The 17904-nt window shown below is 68.4% G+C and carries 14 protein-coding genes; 9 read left to right on the top strand and 5 right to left on the bottom strand.

Annotation, left to right across the window (positions count from 1 at the left end; all coding sequences use genetic code 11):
* Nucleotides 1–72 precede the first annotated feature (72 nt).
* From BM417_RS14285 to BM417_RS14270, 4 genes are all read right to left on the bottom strand, one after another.
* A complete protein-coding gene (locus tag BM417_RS14285) occupies nucleotides 73–867 on the bottom strand; it encodes a hypothetical protein (protein WP_093592878.1) in 795 nt (264 codons plus the stop codon).
* A gap of 95 nt (nucleotides 868–962) precedes the next feature.
* Nucleotides 963–3209 (bottom strand): helix-turn-helix transcriptional regulator, encoded by a 2247-nt coding sequence (locus BM417_RS14280; protein ID WP_093592875.1) that lies wholly within the window; start codon nucleotides 3207–3209, stop codon nucleotides 963–965.
* A 28-nt stretch (nucleotides 3210–3237) separates the two neighbouring features.
* Nucleotides 3238–5445 carry a GH92 family glycosyl hydrolase gene (locus tag BM417_RS14275; protein ID WP_245821910.1) on the bottom strand — a complete coding sequence of 736 codons (2208 nt, stop codon included), beginning with the start codon at nucleotides 5443–5445 and terminating at the stop codon, nucleotides 3238–3240.
* Between the two features lie 250 nt (nucleotides 5446–5695).
* On the bottom strand, nucleotides 5696–6634 hold the full coding sequence (locus BM417_RS14270) for a hypothetical protein (RefSeq protein ID WP_093592869.1): 939 nt from the start codon (nucleotides 6632–6634) through the stop codon (nucleotides 5696–5698).
* A gap of 391 nt (nucleotides 6635–7025) precedes the next feature.
* Here BM417_RS14270 and BM417_RS14265 point away from each other — a divergent pair, with 391 nt between their 5' ends.
* From BM417_RS14265 to BM417_RS14240, 6 genes are all read left to right on the top strand, one after another.
* Nucleotides 7026–7760, top strand: a complete 735-nt coding sequence (locus BM417_RS14265; protein ID WP_177320428.1) for an AfsR/SARP family transcriptional regulator — start codon at nucleotides 7026–7028, stop codon at nucleotides 7758–7760.
* Nucleotides 7761–7895: 135 nt separating this feature from the next.
* Nucleotides 7896–8879, top strand: coding sequence for a LacI family DNA-binding transcriptional regulator (locus tag BM417_RS14260; RefSeq protein WP_093592864.1), 984 nt, complete (start codon nucleotides 7896–7898; stop codon nucleotides 8877–8879).
* A 29-nt stretch (nucleotides 8880–8908) separates the two neighbouring features.
* Nucleotides 8909–9907 (top strand): class I mannose-6-phosphate isomerase, encoded by a 999-nt coding sequence (locus tag BM417_RS14255; protein WP_245821909.1) that lies wholly within the window; start codon nucleotides 8909–8911, stop codon nucleotides 9905–9907.
* Complete coding sequence (locus BM417_RS14250) at nucleotides 9904–10668, top strand: ATP-binding cassette domain-containing protein (protein ID WP_093592858.1); 765 nt, start codon at nucleotides 9904–9906, stop codon at nucleotides 10666–10668. The genes BM417_RS14255 and BM417_RS14250 overlap by 4 nt, the downstream gene beginning before the upstream one ends.
* Nucleotides 10668–11705 (top strand): ABC transporter permease, encoded by a 1038-nt coding sequence (locus tag BM417_RS14245; RefSeq protein ID WP_093592855.1) that lies wholly within the window; start codon nucleotides 10668–10670, stop codon nucleotides 11703–11705. Before BM417_RS14250 ends, BM417_RS14245 begins: the two co-directional genes overlap by 1 nt.
* A 16-nt stretch (nucleotides 11706–11721) precedes the next feature.
* Entirely contained in the window at nucleotides 11722–12696 is a 975-nt protein-coding gene (locus tag BM417_RS14240; protein WP_093592853.1) for an ABC transporter substrate-binding protein, read from the top strand.
* A 48-nt stretch (nucleotides 12697–12744) separates the two neighbouring features.
* Here the strand turns inward: BM417_RS14240 and BM417_RS14235 are convergent, their stop codons facing one another.
* Entirely contained in the window at nucleotides 12745–13152 is a 408-nt protein-coding gene (locus BM417_RS14235) for a hypothetical protein (protein ID WP_093592850.1), read from the bottom strand.
* 163 nt (nucleotides 13153–13315) lie between these two features.
* Between BM417_RS14235 and BM417_RS14230 the strand changes: the two genes are divergently transcribed.
* The 3 genes from BM417_RS14230 to BM417_RS14220 are packed head-to-tail and all read left to right on the top strand — an operon-like array spanning nucleotide 13316 to nucleotide 17903.
* Nucleotides 13316–14839, top strand: a complete 1524-nt coding sequence (locus BM417_RS14230; protein ID WP_093592847.1) for an alpha/beta hydrolase — start codon at nucleotides 13316–13318, stop codon at nucleotides 14837–14839.
* 16 nt (nucleotides 14840–14855) lie between these two features.
* On the top strand, nucleotides 14856–16373 hold the full coding sequence (locus BM417_RS14225; protein WP_093592844.1) for an alpha/beta hydrolase: 1518 nt from the start codon (nucleotides 14856–14858) through the stop codon (nucleotides 16371–16373).
* A 12-nt stretch (nucleotides 16374–16385) separates the two neighbouring features.
* The gene (locus BM417_RS14220; protein WP_093592841.1) at nucleotides 16386–17903 is read left to right on the top strand and encodes an alpha/beta hydrolase; all 1518 of its coding nucleotides are present in this window, start codon (nucleotides 16386–16388) and stop codon (nucleotides 17901–17903) included.
* The last annotated feature ends 1 nt before the right edge of the window (nucleotide 17904 follow it).

Genomic DNA, 17904 nt, shown 5'->3' with positions numbered 1-17904 from the left:
GACGGTAGGTCAGCACCTGCTGGTTCGCGTGGCGGAAAGACGAAAGTCGAAGCCAAGTCGAGACGAACGAGGTCAGCCGCCTGCAACCAGCAACGGGCAGGCGGTGTACACGTCGTTCAACCTGCGGAGAGCGGCCGCGAACTGCTCGAATCGGGCCCTCGGAACGGCCGCGCGGACCTCGCTGATCACCTGCCACAGGTAGCGGTGCTCAGCGGTCTCCACGGCCGGCAGCGCCGGGTCGCCGGGGACGTCGCAGGCGAACGCCAGCGCCACCGCAGCGGCACGCAGGCACGCGGTCGCGAGCGTCACGCAATCCTCGACGAGCGTGCGGTCGTCCTGGGCACGCAGGACGCCGCTGACGGCGAACCGGACGGCCTGCATCAGCGCGAGGTAGAGGCGCTGCCCGGCCTGGGTGCGTTCGAACGGCAGGTCCTCGGCGCCGCAGCCGGGCGTCACGACGGTCATGCCGACCTGGGGGCGGCGCAGCACGTGGTCGAAGAGCGCGGTCGGGGCCCAGAGCAGGGTGCGCCAGGAGTCCTCGGTGATCGAGGTGCCCATCCTGGCCGCGTTCTCCAGCACGTCGAGGTAGGCGATCAGGACGCCCGAGAGGAAGATCCCGCCGCGGTCGCCGCCGACCCGGACGACGCCGAAGCGCTCGTCGAGGGCGTTGTCCTGGACCCAGTAGCCGGGCGTCCACTCGATGACGCCGCTGCTGGCCAGCACCACGCGCGCGAGCCGCTGGTGCACGGGCGACGCGGAGAGCACCGTGTCGTCCAGCCCCATCTGGACGAGCGTGGACGCGGCGTGCTGCAACGACTCGCGCTGCTGGGGCACGAGGTCGGGGTGCAGCAGGCGGAACGGTTCCACGTCACCCCTCCCCTTCCGTCGTTGTACTCACAATGAACGGCAGGGGGCGGGAAGTCATCCGGATGAACCGCAGCGTTACGTCTCAGTTGGACGCGTCAGCGCGACTGGGCCCAGGCCGAGAGCTGCGCGCGAGACGAAAGATTCAGCACGGTTTTCACGTTGTGCACGTGGGATTCCACGGTGCGGTGCGAGATGCCGAGCTTGGCCGCGACCTGCGCGTTCGTCAGGCCCCGCGCCACCAGTTCGACGACCATGCGCTGCCGGTCGCTGAGCACCGGGTCCTGCACGATCTCCTTGTCCAGCGCGGTTTCCAGGGCGTGCCGCACGTCCATCGCCCGGCCCGCACCGAGCGCCCGCTGAAAAGCCGCTGGAGACAGGGATTCCCGTGCGAGGTCCAGTGCGGCGCCCATCTTCCGCCGCCACCACGTTTCGGACGGAACGACCCACGCCGCGCGCATCTGCTGACAGGCGGCCAGAAGCCGCACGCCGAGCTCGTGGCGTCCGGACAGCATCGCTACCAGGCCGCGGCCCTCGACCGACTCCAGCACCGCCCGGGGTGTGGTCGCCGTCATGCGCGCGCTCTCGGCGAACCGGGCGCCGGCCGCCGCCAAGTCCCCTCGTTCCAACGCGATGCAGCCCGACGTGTGCACGGCGACGGCCACGACGTCCTGCCGTGCATGGAGTCTGAGCACCGGCAACGCGCCCTCGATCAGGACGGCGGCGGCGTCCACGTCACCCTGGACGAGCAGCCGCCAGCCGAGGTTCTGGCTGGACACAGCGACACTCACGTCGTTGCCGTTGCGCACGCCGTGCTGGATCGATTGGCGCAACGCCCACGCGGTGTTCACCACGTCGCCCATGCCGTCGTAAGCGCTCGCTAACGTCCGGAAGAGGCGGCACATGATCAGGTCCTGCCCGCCTGCCTCGGCGGTCTCGACCGCCTCGATGGCGTACTTCACCGCCTCGTCGTGCCGTTGCTCGTGGCCCGCCAGCAAAGACGCGTATTCCAACGCGAGGATGCGGTAGCGGGCGTCGGCGGGCGACCGGTCCAGCACCTGCATCAGCACCGCGCCGGCCTCGGCGAAGTAGCCGCGGTCGAAGCACACCCTGAGCAGCATCGTGGCGAGCATCAGCCGCCGGTCGTCCCGCGATGCCACCAGATGGGCGAACGCGTACGTCACGTTGTCGTACTCCTGGTGCTGCGCCTTCACCTGCTCCGGCGTGAGGATCGACGACGAGACGGCGGGTTCGCCCTTCTCGCACAGCCAGGCGATGATCCGTTCGGCCGTCACCTCGCGCTCACCGTGCTCTTCGAGGCGCTCCTGGGCGTAGAGGCGGACCGATTCGAGCATCCGGAACCGGCCGTCGTTCTCCCGTGCCACCAACGACTTCGCCTGCAACGCCGTGAGCAGGCCGATCACCGCGCCGCCGTGCACGACCTGGGCGATCTCCAGCCCGAACCCGCCCGGCAGCAGGGCGAGCCGCCGGAACAGCTCCTTCTCGGGTGTGGTCAGCAGGTCGTGGCTCCACGCGATGGCGGCGCGCAGGCTCTGGTGCCGTGCCTGCTCCCCGGCGTCGCTGAGCAGGTCGAGCCGGTGGTCGAGGCGGTCCGCGAGCTCGGACAGAGGCACGGACCTGGAGAGCTTCGCGGCCAGTTCCACGGCCAACGGCAGGCCGTCCAGCCGCGCGCAGATCGCCGCGATCGCGGCCTCGTCACCACTGGTTCCAGCGCGTTCGGCGAACAACTTCGCCGCGTCGCTCTCCATGCCGTGCAGCGGATAGACGACCTCGCCGATGGATCTCAGTGCTTCCCGGCTGGTCGCGAGAATCTGCACGTTCGGGCACCGCGACAGGAGCGCGTCCACGACGGCACAGCATTCTTCGACGAGATGCTCGCAGTTGTCGACAAGCAGCAAGATTCGACGATTGGTCAGCTCCTGGAGCAACGTGGTCCGCAGCGCGACACCCGCGTGCTGGTACACCCCAACGGCTTCCGCGACGGCCTGCACCACCTGCTCCGGCCGGCTCAGCCTGCCCAGCTCGACGGTGCGGACCTCGGTGCGTCTGGCACGTCCGGCGAGCTCGGCCGCGAGCCGCGTCTTGCCGGCCCCGGCCGGCCCGACGAGCGTGAGCATCCTGTGCTTGCGCAGCAACGAAAGCAGCTCCGCGAGCTCGCTCTCCCTGCCGACGAACGCGTCGTCGTAGCGGGGCAGCTCCGCGACCACAGTGGACGTTCCGGCGGAACGCTGACGATAGGCACGCTGACGGCAGGCGTTCGAGCAGTACCGCGCCCGCGAGGGCAGGGGCGCGAAGCCCGTGCCACAGCTCGCGCAGATGCCCATCGCACGAGACTACGACCGTTCTGACGTCTCAATTGGAAAGTGTGTGAAGGTCGACCTCCAGCGTGGTACCCGAACGCAGCTCCGCGAGCTCGATCCGATCCTTCGTCCTGGAGCGCCAGCCGCTGCGGATTCGCTGCACCACCTGCGTCTTCGTGATGTCGGCCGCCTCCGCCCTGATCACGATGTCCTTGCCGTTCTCCAGATGGATCACGGCTTTCGTGAACTTGGGAGCGTGTGGCACGAACTCGCCGGTTCCGGGCACGGCCGGATACATCCCGAGCGCGCTGAACACGTACCAGGCCGACATCGTGCCGAGGTCGTCGTTGCCCGTGACGCCTGCCGGCCCGTTGACGAACAACGTCTGCGCGGCTCGCACGACCACCGACGTCTTCTCCGGCTTGCCGATGAGCGCGTACATCCACGGCGCGTGCAGGTCGGGCTCGTTGTTCGGGTTGTACCTGAACTGGTTGTAGTAGTCGTACGGCCCCACGACCCACTTCTCGCGGACGGTCTTCGCTGGGTCTTTCAGGAGGTCGGGGTACGCGAAGAAGTCGTCCAGCCGCGCCTCGGCCGCCGCCTTGCCGCCGAGCGCCGTGATCAACCCGGGTATGTCGTGCTGGCAGAGCCACTGGTACTGCCACGCCGTGCCCTCGTGGAACCCTTCCGGGCCCTGCGGCGTGAACGGGGTGAGCCACGCGCCGCCCTGGAGCTTCGGCCGTGGGAACCCGGTGAAGCCCCGGTCCGTGACGCTGTTGTCCCAGAGGGTGCGGTGGTTGAGGCCTCGCTTGCGGAGTCGTTCCGCGTCTTCCGCGTGGCCCAGTTCCGCGGCCATGATCGCGAGCGTGGCGTCGGCCAGCGCGTACTCCAGGGTCGCCGACGCGCCGTGGTGCGGGTCGGTGTCCTGGCCCTTCTTCGGGAAGCGCTTGTCGTACTGGACGAATCCGTTCGCGAGGTAGTTCGGGTTGCCGGACCTGCCCTGGAAACGGGAGCTCTGCGGCGGGACGCCGTCGGCGTTGCGGAGAAGTGCCTGGTACGCCTGCTCTTCGAAGCCCTTGAGGTGGCCGAAGCGCCAGAGGTCGACCAGGAACGGCGTGACCGGGTCGCCGGTCATGCAGTTCGTCTCCTGGTTCGCGTACGCCCAGCGCGGGAGCCAACCGCCCTGTTCGTGAATGGCCAGGATGCTCCGCGCGATGTCCTGGGAGCGTTTCGTGCGGAGCAGCGCCAGGAGCTGGTTGTGCGCGCGGTAGGTGTCCCACAGCGAGTAGTACTCGTAGTAGGTCCAGCCATCGGCCTGGTGGATCTGGTTGTCGAAGCCCCGGTACCTGCCGTCCGCGTCGCTGCCGGTCAGCGGCTGGAGCAGCACGTGGTAGAGCGCGGTGTAGAAGACCGCGCGCTCGTCCCAGTCCTCGGTCTCGATCTCGACGCACCCGAGCTCCGCGCGCCAGGCTTCCTGCGCCTCGTTGCGAACGTCGTCGAACGTCTTGCCGCCGGTCTCGGTCTCCAGGTTGTTCGCCGCCCCCTGTTCGTCCACTTGGGACAGTGCGGTGGTGGCCGTGACCGGGCCGGGGTCGAACGTCACCCAGGCGCCCCGCAGTCCGGCGCCACCGGCGGAATCCCGTTGGCCCGGCTTGGATCCTGTCGGACCCCACGTGCCGAACTGCGTGAACGGGCGGTCGAACCTGGTGGTGAAGTGCGTGAGGTACGGACGGCCACCGCAGAACGCCTGCGTCTCCACGGTTCCGACGATCGTGCGGTCGCCGACGATCCTCACGGAACTGGCGCTCACCGGTTCCTTGTCGTTGGCCTGCCCCACGTTGACGAGCAGCGTGCCCTTGACGCCACCGGGGAACGTGTACCGCTCGACGCCCGCGCGCGTGGTCGCCGTGCACTCGACGGTGATGTCGCGGTCCAGCTTGACCTTGTAGTAGCCGGGCTTGCCGATCTCGCCGTCGTGCGTGTAGCCGCTGGCGTACCGCTTGTGGTCGAAGTTCTGCGGCAGCTGGGTGACCGGGAGGATCGGGACCAGGCCGCCCTGTTCCCAGCAGCCGGCGCCGGACAGGAAGAAGTGCCCGAAGCCCCGGATCTGCTGGTCGTCGTAGCGGTAGCCGGCGTAGTGGGAGCCGATCGGGCTGGAGTGCGCCTTGCCGAACGGCATGGACGCACCGGGGAACGTGTTGCCCTCGTCCTTTGTGCCGATGAAGGTGTTGACCGACTCAATGGGATCCAGTGCGTCCACGACTTTCACCCTAGTTGGGATCTTGGGGTGGTGTGGGGTGGCGCAGTGGTCCGGTCGGGTGGTTGCCGGGAGGGACCGGGCCGGGGTGCGACCGCCGCCGCATGCGCACCCCGGCCCGGGGGCCTACTCGCCGGACCCGCGTGGCCTGACAACGCTGTCCGTCACCAGATCATCGCTGAGCGCACACGGTCGAGGTCAAGCCCATGACGATCACTTGTCCGGTTCCGGACATCGATGCCGGGCCGCCGGGTCAGCGGCCCGGCATCGCGTTCAGCGTCCGGTAGCCGACGCCGAGCTGCGCGAACGCCTCCAGGGCGAACTCGGAGAGCTGGTCGATCGTGGCCGGGTTGAGCAGCAGCAACTGCGTCTGGGTCTGCCTGGTCCCGGTGAGGCGTGGCTTCTCGCTGTACACGATCTTGACGCTCTGGCCGTCCGCCGCCGTGACGCTGACCTGGATGTCCTTGTAGACGCCGCTCAGCTTCGAGGCGATCTTCGTCGCGAGGTCGTGGACGATGACGGCCGCGGTCAGGCCGGCGATGATGGTCAGGATCGTCGCCGGGTCCGCGTAGAGCGCCTGGGACTTCGGCGTCGACCACTTGCCGTCGCTGTAGAGCCGGACCGCCGAGTTGCCCGAGGTCAGATCGATGTCGACGGCGTTGGACCTGGCCACGCTGAACATGGTGCCCGTGGCGACGTCCTGTTCGAACCAGACCTGCACGGCCTCGACCGGCGTGAGGAGGTCGTTGCCCAGGACGATCGGGGACTCGCCGACGTAGATGGGGGTCGTCGAGCCGTTGCCGTTGATGTCCGTCGAGTACGCGGACAGTCCGGGGTGGATCGGGCCGAACTGGTTGATCATCGTGATCCCGGTCGCCGGGCCGCCGGTGGAGGCTTCGCCGAGGTTGCCGTCCTTGTCCAGCGTCGCCTGGTCGCCGAGGCCGACGGCCACCTCGTTGGTGGCGACCTTGACGTTCACGTTGCCCTGGAAGGTGTTGCTGCCGAAGAGCTGGTAGAGCGGCTGCCACGAGAACGTGTTGTCGTGGAGGTACTTCTCGGCCGACTGCCACACGACGTTGTAGGTGCCGTTGACCTTCTTCGCGAAGCAGAGCTTGTACCCGCTGTCCTTCAGCGTCTTGAGGTCCGCCTGGGCGATCTGGATGTCGACGCTCTTGATCTGGCCGTCCGTCATGGTGGCGCTCCTGGGCTGGATGTCGTCGGGGCCGGTCCGACCCCGGTGACACACGCTCCGGTGGCCGCGTCTCCCGAAGGTCGCCGCGACGCACGACGTGCTGTCACGGCCGCATCGGCGTCACTCGATGGGCTGGACTGGGCCAAGCGGGTTCCGTTGGGCCATTGGCGTTACGGCCGCCCGCCGATCCTCTGGGAGATCGGCGACGCGCCGTCGCCGCTCCCTCCCGACCAGGTGACCTCAGGAGTGGACGTCAAGTCCGCGCACGACTGAGTGGCCACGGCCGACCGGCGGCGGACCGGACGCTGCGGCAGGCGAGTGCGAGATGCCCCGGAGACGCTTCCGGGCAATGCTCGGGACGACGGCGTCGGCGCTGACGGAGGGGACCACGATGACGGAAGCGGAAGGCGGCAGACGGGCCGGCACTGGGGGAGCCCAGCTGGTGTTGCTGGGCCGGTTCGAGCTGCTCGCCGGATGCGGTGACGTCACGCTGCCCAAGGGCGCGCAGCGGCTGCTGGCCTACCTCGCGATCCACCACGGCGACGCGGTGAGCCGGCAGGCCGCCGCCGAGCAACTGTGGCCCGAGTGCCGCAGGCAGCGCGCGACCGCCAACGTGCGGCAGGCGCTGTGGCACCTGCGCCGGGCGACGGAACGGCCGGTCGTCGAACCCTCGGTGGACCGGCTGCGGCTGTCCCCCGCGCTGACCGTCGACTTCTGCCGGGCGGTCGAGGCGGCCCATCTCGTCGTCGGCTCCGCCGCGCCCGCCGCGGAGGACCTGGTCGGCGCCCTGTCCCGGGACCTGCTGCCCTACTGGGCCGACGACTGGCTGGCTCCGCAACGGCGCCGCTGGGAGCAGGTCCGGCTGCACGCGCTGGAGGCGATCGCCCAGCACCTCATCTCGACCGGCGCGCACCTCGCCGCGCTGGAGGCCGCGTTCACCGCGATCTCCATCGACCCGGTCCGGGAGACCGCGCACCGGACGGTGATCGCAGCACATCTCGCCCAGGGCAACCACGGGTCGGCGCTGCGGCACTACCAGCAGTACCGCGCCCTTCTGCACCGCGAGCTGGGCGTCACTCCGTCGGCGCACATGACCCGGCTCGTCGCGTCGCAGGCAGCGTTGTGAGCCATAGGCGTCCGCGCCCTTGACCGGTCAGGAACTGTTGACAAGGCCGTAAAGCCAAGGTGAGATACGCCCACTATGACAACGTTGTCCCCCAGCGGGCCCGTAGCCGGTCAGCGCAAGGTACGTCGCGCGACGATGAACGACGTCGCGCGGCTCGCGGGCGTGAGCATCAAGACCGTCTCGCGCGTGGTCAACGACGAGCCGGGCGTGCACCCGTCCACCGCGGAGCGCGTGCTGGCGGCCATCGACCAGCTCGGGTTCCGGCGGAACCTGAGTGCCCGCAACCTGCGCCGAGGCTCGTCCACCGGCACCATCGGGCTGGTGCTGGAAGACGTCGGCAACCCGTTCTACTCCGGCGTGACGCGCGCTGTCGAGGAGATCGCCCGTTTGCGCGGCAGACAGGTGATCTCGGGGTCGTCGGACGAGGATCCGAGCCGCGAGCGCGAACTGGCGCTGGAGTTCTGCAGCAGGCGCGTGGACGGGCTGCTGATCGTGCCCGCCGGCCTCCAGCACAGCTATCTGGTGCCGGAGATGCGCGCGGGCACGCCCGTGGTGTTCCTGGACCGGCCCGCCGGTGACGTCGTGGCCGACACCGTGCTGGTGGACAACATCGGCGGCACCGTCGAGGCGGTCACGCACCTCGCCGCGCACGGCCACCGCCGCATCGCGTTCCTCGGGGACGCGCCGGACATCTTCACCGCCAACGAGCGCCTGCGGGGCTACCGCGAGGGCTGCGTACGGGCCGGCATCGGCTACCACGAGGAACTCGTGGCGATGGGACCGCACGACGAAAGCAGCGTCAGGACCACGTTGCAGCGCCTGCAGAGCATGCGGGAGCCCGCGACGGCGATCGTGGCGGGCAACAACCGCATCACCGTGTACATCCTGCGCGCTCTCGCGGGCGTCGCGGAAAGGCCCGCTCTGGTGGGCTTCGACGACTTCGAACTCGCCGACCTGTTGTCGCCGCCGGTGACCGTGATCGCGCACGACGCGAGCGCGCTCGGCAAGGCGGCCACCGATTTGTTGTTCGCCCGACTGGACGGCGACAACTCACCACCGCGCCGCGTCGTGCTGCCGGTGCGCTTGGTGCCACGAGGATCCGGGGAGGTCCACGCGTGAGTTCTGGTGTTCTCCACCAGCCTGTCAACTTGCCCGCCAACCAGCCGAAGCAGTTCTACCGCGGCGGTGAGGCGATCGCCGCGCTGCGCGGCGGCACGAGCGGCGACTTCGGCCCCGAGGACTGGGTGGCGTCCACGACGACGCTCTACGGGCGCGACGACGCCGGGTTGACAACGTTGCCAAACGGCGTTCTCCTGCGCGACGCGGTCAAGGCCGACCCGACGGGATGGCTCGGCGCGGACCACGCCGCGAAGTTCGGCGGCGACACGGCGTTGCTGGTGAAGCTGCTCGACGCGGGCCAGCGCCTGCCCGTGCACTGCCACCCGTCGAACGCCTTCGCGTCCTCACACCTGAACTGCCGCCACGGCAAGACGGAAGCGTGGATCGTCGTGGGCACGACGGGGGCGACCCCGACCGTCTACATCGGATTCCGCGACGACGTGCCGGCCGCGACCGTCGCGGACTGGGTCGCCACGCAGAACACCTCGGCGATGCTCGACGCGCTCAACCCGGTCTGCGTCCGGCCCGGTGACACGGTCTTCGTGCCCGCCGGTGTGCCGCACGCGATCGGCGAGGGCGTCTTCATCGTCGAACTCCAGCAGCCCACCGACTTCTCGGTGACGCTGGAATGGCAGGGCTTCCTCGCGAACGCCGACATCGGTCACCTCGGCCTCGGCTACGGCGTCGCCCTGGACTGCGTGGACCGGCAGGGCTGGAGCGGCAAGCTCGAGGAGCTGGTGCGCCAGACGTCCGAGAAGTGGGCGCCGTCGGTCGATCTGCTCGGCCACGACGCGGACCCGTTCTTCCAGGCCGACCGCCTGCACGTGGAGGGTTCCTTCGCACTGGAGCCGTCGTTCGCCGTGCTGGTGGTGCTGGAGGGTTCCGGCCAGCTCGGTGCGCTGGAGGTGCACAAGGGCAGCACCGTCGTCGTACCGCACGCGGCCGGCGAGCTGGGGCTGACCGGCGACCTGGTGGCGATCCGCTGCCGCCCACCCGTGTTGTCCACTGTGGAGGATGTGATTCCGTGAGCCAGCCGTTGCTGGAGGCTCGTGATCTCACGAAGAACTACGGCACCGTGGAAGCTCTCCGCGGTGCCTCGTTCACCGCCTATCCCGGCGAGGTCGTGTCGCTGATCGGCGACAACGGCGCGGGCAAGTCCACCCTGGTGAAGTGCCTGTCCGGGGTGGAGCAGCCGACCAGCGGCACGCTGTTCTTCGACGGCGAGCCGCTCGTGCTCGACTCCCCCAACAGCGCCCGCGACCTCGGCATCGAGACGGTGTTCCAGGACCTCGCTGTCGCGCCGGACCTCGATCCGGCCGCGAACATGTTCCTGGGCAGGGAGATCCTCAAGCCCGGCGTCCTCGGCCTCCTGGGCGTGCTGGACAAGAAGGCGATGCGCAGGCAGGCCGCCGAGCACTTCACCCGGTTCGGCGCGACGCTGCAGAGCATCGACGTGCCGATCGCGGCGCTCTCCGGTGGCCAGCGCCAGTCCGTCGCGGTCGCGCGGTCGGTGGCGTGGGCGTCGAAGCTCGTGTTCATGGACGAGCCGACGGCCGCACTCGGTGTGGTGCAGCGGGAACGCGTGCTGGAAGTGATCAAGCGCGTCCGCGACGAGGGCATCGCCGTGGTGCTGATCTCGCACAACATGCCCGAGGTGCTGTCGGTCTCCGACCGCGTCGAGGTGTTGCGTCTCGGCCGGCGCGTGGCCCGTTTCAAGGCCTCGGACACCAGCGTGGAAGAGCTCGTCGGCGCGATGACCGGCGCGCTCACTCAGGAGGACGCGGCGTAATGACCACCGACGAGAAGACAACGTTGTCAACTCTGCCGGACGAGCAGCGCACCCCGTTGCTCAAGCGTCTGACCGGCGCGAACACGCTGTGGATCGGCCTGGTGCTGCTGGTCCTGGTCGCCACGTTCGGCGCGATCCGCCCGGACGCGATCTTCCAGGTGACCACGCTGCAGTTCCTGCTCGCGGAGACCGCCGTGCTGCTGGTGCTGTCGGTCGGCATGACGTTCGTGATCATCACGTCCGGCATCGACCTGTCCGTCGGTTCGGTGCTGGTGTTCGCGTCGGTGTCGTCGGCCATGGCCATGAACGCGGTGTCCGGCGGCGACGCGACGAACGCGGGCTGGGGCGTGATCGCGTTCGGCCTGCTGGTCGCCGTGGTCAGCGGCGCGGTCTGGGGACTGCTCAACGGCCTGCTGATCTCGCGGGCGAAGATCCCGCCGCTGATCGTGACCCTGGGCTCGTTCGGTGCGGCGCAGGGCGCGGCCCTGTTGCTGAACAACGGTTCCAACGTGTCCGGCATCCCGGACAAGCTCAACCGCACGTTCGGCTCCGGCACGTACCTCGGCATCCCGAACATCGTGATCGTGGCCGCGGTCGTCACCGCTCTCGGCGCGTTGCTGTTGTCCACCACGCGGTTCGGCCGCTACACCTACGCGGTCGGGTCGAACGAGGAGGCGGCCAGGCGCGTCGGCATCTCGGTGCGCGGCCACCTGACGAAGGTCTACCTGCTCGCGGGCACCCTGGCGGGTCTCGCGGGGTTCATGGGCAACGCGTTCTTCCGCGTCGCGGTCGTCACCGGCCACGAGACGGACAACCTGAACGCGATCGCCGCCGTCGTCCTGGGTGGGACGAGCATCTTCGGCGGCATGGGTTCGGTGCTGGGCACGGTCTTCGGCGTGTTCATCCCGGCGGTGTTGGAGAAGGGCCTCGTGATCATCGGGGTCAAGGAGTTCTGGCAGCCGATCGCCGTGGCGATCGTGCTGGTGGCCGCCGTGTGGCTGGACCAGACACGGCGGCGGGCGCGCAACCAACGTTAGGGAAGGTGCTGGACCAATGAAGATCCGCTCCGCAGTGGCTGTCTGTGCCGCTTTCCTGCTCGCCGCGTGTGGTGGGGGTGGCCAGATCGGTGACTCGAACTCGGGCAACTCGGCCGCGAACAAGAAACTGGTGCTGATCCCCGGCATCACGGCGGAACCGTTCTACATCTCGATGCAGTGCGGTTTCGAGGAGGCGGCGAAGGCCGCGGGCTACGAGTTCGACACGCAGGCCCCCGCCAAGTTCGACGCGGCCCAGCAGACCCCGATCGTCACGGGCATCCTCGCGTCGAAGCCGGCCGCGGTCCTCATCGCGCCGACCGACGACAAGGCCATGGCCGGCCCGATGAAGCAACTCAAGGACGCGGGCATCAAGGTCGTCGAGGTCGACACCAAGCTCCAGGACACCTCGATCGGCGTCTCCTCCATCTCGTCCAACAACGAGCAGGGCGGCAAGCTCGCGGCCGAGACGCTGAACAAGCTCGCCGCCGGCAAGTCCGGCTCGGTGCTGGTGCTCAACACCAAGGCCGGCACGTCCACGACGGACGCGCGCGCCAAGGGCTTCGAGGACGCCATCAAGGCCTACCCGAACCTCAAGTACATCGGCCAGCAGTACACCGACAACGAGCCCGCCACCGCGGCCTCGAAGGTGACCGCGACCCTGGCCGCGAACCCGGACCTGATCGGCGTGTTCGCGACCAACCTCAACACCGGTGAGGGCGCGGCGACCGGCCTGCGCAACGCGGGCAAGACCGGCACGGTGAACCTGGTCGGCTTCGACGCCTCGCCCAAGCAGGTGCAGGACCTCCAGGCGGGCACCGTGCAGGCCCTGATCGCGCAGGACCCCGGCACGATCGGCAAGCAGGGCGTCGAGCAGGCCCTCGCCGCGATCGACGGCAAGGAGAACAAGCGCAACATCGAGACGGACCTCGTCGCCATCACGAAGGACAACGCGTCGGCCAACTCGAAGTACTTCTACAAGCAGTCCTGCTGAGTTCAGCGCTGTGGAGGGCCGTTCCCGTCGCGGGGACGGCCCTTCGCGCTATCGGCGGTCCTTCATGGCCTGGAACCGCCTGCGCAACGCCTCGCGCTGCTCCCGCACCGTCACGACGTCCGCGGCGTCGGCGGGCGCGAAGATGTCCACCACGTCGTCCTCGGTGGTCCGCACTCCCTCGCGCTGGAGGTAGGCCTTCCTGCCGTCGGAGAACTGCCGCAGCATCCCGGACGGCCACACGTCCGGTCGGGCACCCATGCAGCACAACAGGATCCCGTGTTCCTCCAGCTGACTCCGCACGTCGAGAAAGCAGTCGAGCACGTCGTCACCGACGCCCTCGATCGACGCCAAGTTCCCGGGCTCCAGCACGCGGATCGAGAACGGGTGCGAGGCCACCTCCAGCACAAGCTCTTCCCCGGTCACCCCGGCGACGTTGACGATCTCGGTCTTCCCCATACCCCGATCATGACACCGGGGTCACCACCTACGGGACCATTACGCATGTCATGGCTGTTTGGCCGGGTGGCCTAAGACCCAAGTCGTACGAGTCCGTCATCCTTCAGCGGATGTTCAGAGTCCTGAAAACCGATGAGCTTGAGGCACATTGGAGGGGGCTCGAATGCTACGAAGGAGAATCGCGGCGGCACTTGCCGTCGTGACGGCCACATCCCTGCTCATCGCACCACAGGCGCCGGCGGCGCCGACCCAGCGGATCCAGTGGCAGAAGTGCTTCGACCCGGGAACGCCGGGTCTTCCGCCGGGCGGCGAACGACTGGAGTGCGGCAGCTTCACCGCGCCGATGGACTGGAACAACCCGCGCAACGGCAAGACGATCACCATCGCGGTCAGCCGCCTGACGCCGAAGAACGGCACGGCCAAGCAGACCATCTTCACCAACCCCGGCGGTCCTGGCGGGCCCGGTCTCACGATCCCGCTGATCTACCTCGACCGGCCGAAGCTGAGCGAGAACGCCGAGATCATCGGCATCGACGTGCGCGGCACGGGCGCAAGCAACAACGTCACGTGCGGAGGCTACGACGCCGAGCGACTGACCGATCCGCGTGACCGCGGCAAGGCAAACCTCGATCTGCTCTACGGCAGCATCGAGCTGCACGCCAAGTTCTGCCAGACCAGGTCCGGCGAGTTCGGCAGGTACGTCACCACCGACCAGACCGTGAAGGACCTGGACCTGCTGCGGCAGGTGCTGGGCAAGAACAAGGTCAGCTGGCTCGGGTACTCCGGCGGCAGCTGGATGGGCGCCTACTACGCCACTTACTTCCCCAAGACGCTCGACAAGATCGTGCTCGACTCCAACGTCGAGTTCACCGCGCCGTGGCAGGACTCCTTCGACGACTGGGGCATGGGCTTCGAGCGCCGGTTCCGCGTCGACTTCCTGCCGTGGGTGGCGAAGTACGACAGCGTTTACCACCTCGGCAAGACCGGCGAGGAGGTTCGTCAGTCGTACGAACGCACTCGCGCCAAGCTGAACGAGCAGCCCGTGACGCGACCTGAGGGCGTGTACAACGGCGTGCAGCTCGACTTCCTGTTGCGCGGCACGCTCTACGTCAAGGACGGCTTCGAGATCGGCGCGCAGATCTTCGCCGAGCTCGCCGGTACCGCGCCCGCGCGGTTGAAGGCGCAGGCCACCTATCCGGACGCGCAGAACGCCACGGCCTACTCGATCCTCTGCAACGACACGAAGTTCAAGGGCGACCGGAAGTTCCTCGAACGCGAGGCCGCGGTCAACGGCGCGAAGTGGCCGCTCGTCGGCTACTACCAGGTCGCCGCGCCGTGCGCGTTCTGGGACCGGCCGAACGTGCAGCTCAAGCAGCCCAACGGAATCGGCGTGCCGACGACGTTGATGGTGCAGTCGGTGCGCGACCCGGCGACGCCGCTCGAAGGCGCGCAACGAGCACATCGCAACTTCAAGAACTCGGTGATGCTCACGGTCGAGAACGAAGGCGACCACGGCATCTACGGGTTCGGCAACGACTGCGTGAACGACATCGTCGAGAGCTACTTCATCGACGGCGTCACGCCTGCGAAAGACCTGACGTGTCAGGGAGTTCCGCTCCCCGCACCCGGCGAGTCCACGCACAACTCGCTCGCGAAGGCACGGCAGCTCGCCACCCAGCTCGGCTGATTGAAGGGGGAAACGCATGTACCGCAAGAAGATCGCGGCGGCACTCACCGTCGTCACGGCGACGTCGCTGTTCGTCGCCCCACAGGCTCAGGCGGCGACCGGCCTGGCCGATCAGAAGATCACCTGGCAGCAGTGCACCGACGAGCCGGGATTCGAACGGCTGGAGTGCGGCAGCTTCACCGCGCCGATGGACTGGAACAACCCGCGCAACGGCAAGACCATCTCCATCGCGGTCAGCCGCACGGTTCCGTTGAACGGCAAGGCGAAGACCGCGGTCTTCACCAACCCCGGCGGACCGGGCGGTGAGGGACGCACGCTGCCGTTTGTCTACCTCGACCGGCCGAAGCTCAGCGAGAACGCCGAGATCTACGGCATCGACGTCCGCGGAACCGGCGCCAGCAGCAACGTCACGTGCGGCGGGTTCGACACGCTCGGCTCGACGGACCCGAGGGACCGCGGCAAGGCCAACCTCGACCTGATCTACGGCGGCATGGAACTGCAGGCGAAGTTCTGCCAGACCAAGTCCGGCGAGCTCGGCAAGTTCATCACCACCGAACAGACCGTGCGCGACCTGGACCTGCTCCGCCAGGTTCTCGGCCGCAAGAAGGTCGACTGGCTCGGCTACTCCGGCGGCAGCTGGATGGGCGCCTACTACGCCACCTACTTCCCCAAGACGCTCGACAAGATCGTCCTCGACTCCAACACCGAGTTCACCGGGACGTGGCAGTCGGTGTTCGGCGACTTCGGCATGGGCTTCGAGCGGCGATTTCGCGTCGACTTCGCACCGTGGGTCGCCAAGTACGACGACATCTACCACCTCGGCAAGACCGGTGAAGAGGTGCGGCAGAGCTACGAACGGACGCGCGCGAAGCTCGCACAGCAGCCCGTCACCCTGCCCGAAGGCACGTACTACCCGGTCACGCTGGACCTGGTGCTCGTCCAGGGCCAGTACAGCAAGTACGCGTTCGACGGCGCCGCGCGCAAGCTCGCCGAACTGGCCGGCACGGTGCCGGCGCCGATGACGGCGCAGGCGTCCTACCCGGACGCGGCGAACGCCACGCTGCACTCGATCGTCTGCAACGACAACAAGTTCCGCGGTGATCGCAAGTTCCTGGAACGCGACGCCGCGCGGGACGGCGCCAAGTGGCCGCTGCTGGGCTACTACCAGATCATGGGTCCCTGCGCGTTCTGGGACCGGCCGAACGTCACCCTCAAGCAGCCCACCGGAATCGGCGTCACGCCGACGCTGATGGTGCAGTCCGAACGTGACGCGCCGACGCCGATCGAGGGTGCGCGCAAGGCGCACGCCGGGTTCGCCGGATCGCGGATGCTGACCGTGAAGGACGAGGGCGACCACGGCATCTACGGGTTCGACAACGACTGCGTCAACGACGTGGTCGAGCGCTACCTCGTCGACCGCGTGACGCCGTCCCGCGACCTGTCCTGCCCCGGAGTGCCGCTGCCCGAGCCGGGTCAGCAGCAGGCCGGGACGCTGGAGCAGGCGCGGACCCTGGCAACCCGGCTCGGCTGGTAAGGGGGAGGTTCGATGAGAAAGCAGTTGGCGGCCGTGGCCGCCGTGACCATGGCGACGTCGTTGTTGGTCGCACCGCAGGCTTCGGCGAGCACGGAGTTCGCGAGCCAGAAGATCACCTGGCAGAGGTGCACCGACGAGCCGGGCTTCGAACGGCTGGAGTGCGGCGAGTTCACCGCGCCGATGGACTGGCACAACCCGCGCAACGGCAAGACCATCACGATCGCGGTCAGCCGCACGGTTCCGTTGAACGGCAACGCGAAGAGCACGGTCTTCACCAACCCCGGCGGCCCTGGCGGCGCCGGGCGCACGTTGCCGCTGGTCTACCTGAACCGGCCGAAGCTCAGTGAGAACGCCGAGATCATCGGCATCGACGTGCGCGGCACCGGCGGCAGCGACAACGTCACGTGCGGCTCCTACCAGCACCGCCTCGCCACCGACTGGCGCGACCGGAGCAAGGCCAACCTCGACCTGATCTACGGCGGCATGGAACTGCAGGCGAAGTTCTGCCAGACCAAGTCCGGCGAGCTCGGCGAGTTCATCACCACCGAACAGACCGTGCGCGACCTGGACCTGCTCCGCCAGGTTCTCGGCCGCAAGAAGGTCAGCTGGCTCGGCTACTCCGCGGGCACCTGGATGGGCGCCTACTACGCCACGTACTTCCCGAAGACCCTCGACAAGATCGTCCTCGACTCCAACGCCGAGTTCACCGTGTCGTGGCAGAAGGTCTTCGACAACCTGCCGGCCGGGTCCGAGCTCCGGTTCCGCGTGGACTTCCTGCCGTGGGTGGCGAAGTACGACAACGTGTTCCATCTCGGCAAGACCGCCGAGGAGGTGCGGCAGAGCTACGAGACCACGCGTGCACGGCTGGTCGAGCAGCCCGCCACGTTGCCGGACGGCACCGTCGTCACACCGGTCGTGCTGGACGCCCTGATCTTCACAGGTCTGTACAGCAAGGACTCCTTCGAGGGCACGGCGCAACTGCTCGCGCTGATCGCGGGCACGCTGCCCATGTCACTGGCCGCTCCGAAGCAGTACCCGGACGCGCTGATGGGCACGCAGATGTCGATCCTGTGCAACGACACCCCGTTCCACGGTGACCGGAAGTCGTTGGAGCGCGAGGGGAACAAGAGCGTCAAGCGGTACTCGCTCGTGGGCGGCTACCAGGTGACCGGCCCGTGCGCGTGGTGGGATCGCCCGGACGTGCAGCTCAAGCGCCCCAACGGAAAGGGCGTCGACTCCGCGCTCATGGTGCAGTCGGTGCGTGACCCCGCGACGCCTCTCGCAGGCGCGCAACGGGCTCACGCCGGGTTCGCCAACTCGCGGATGCTGACCGTCAAGGACGAGGGTGACCACGGCATCTACGGGTTCGGCAACGACTGCGTCAGCGACGTGGTGGAGAGCTACCTCGTCGACGGCGTGGTGCCGGCGAAGGACCTGAGCTGTCCCGGCGTGCCGCTGCCGGCACCCGGTGAGAGCAAGGGCAACCCGCTCACCACGGCACGACAGCTGGCGGCTCAAGCCGGCTGGTGAA

The sequence above is a fragment of the Lentzea waywayandensis genome, assembly GCF_900115955.1.
GTDB lineage: Bacteria > Actinomycetota > Actinomycetes > Mycobacteriales > Pseudonocardiaceae > Lentzea > Lentzea waywayandensis.
The sequence above is the reverse complement of the archived record's forward strand: the minus strand, read 5'-3'. Positions and strand labels throughout refer to the sequence as shown.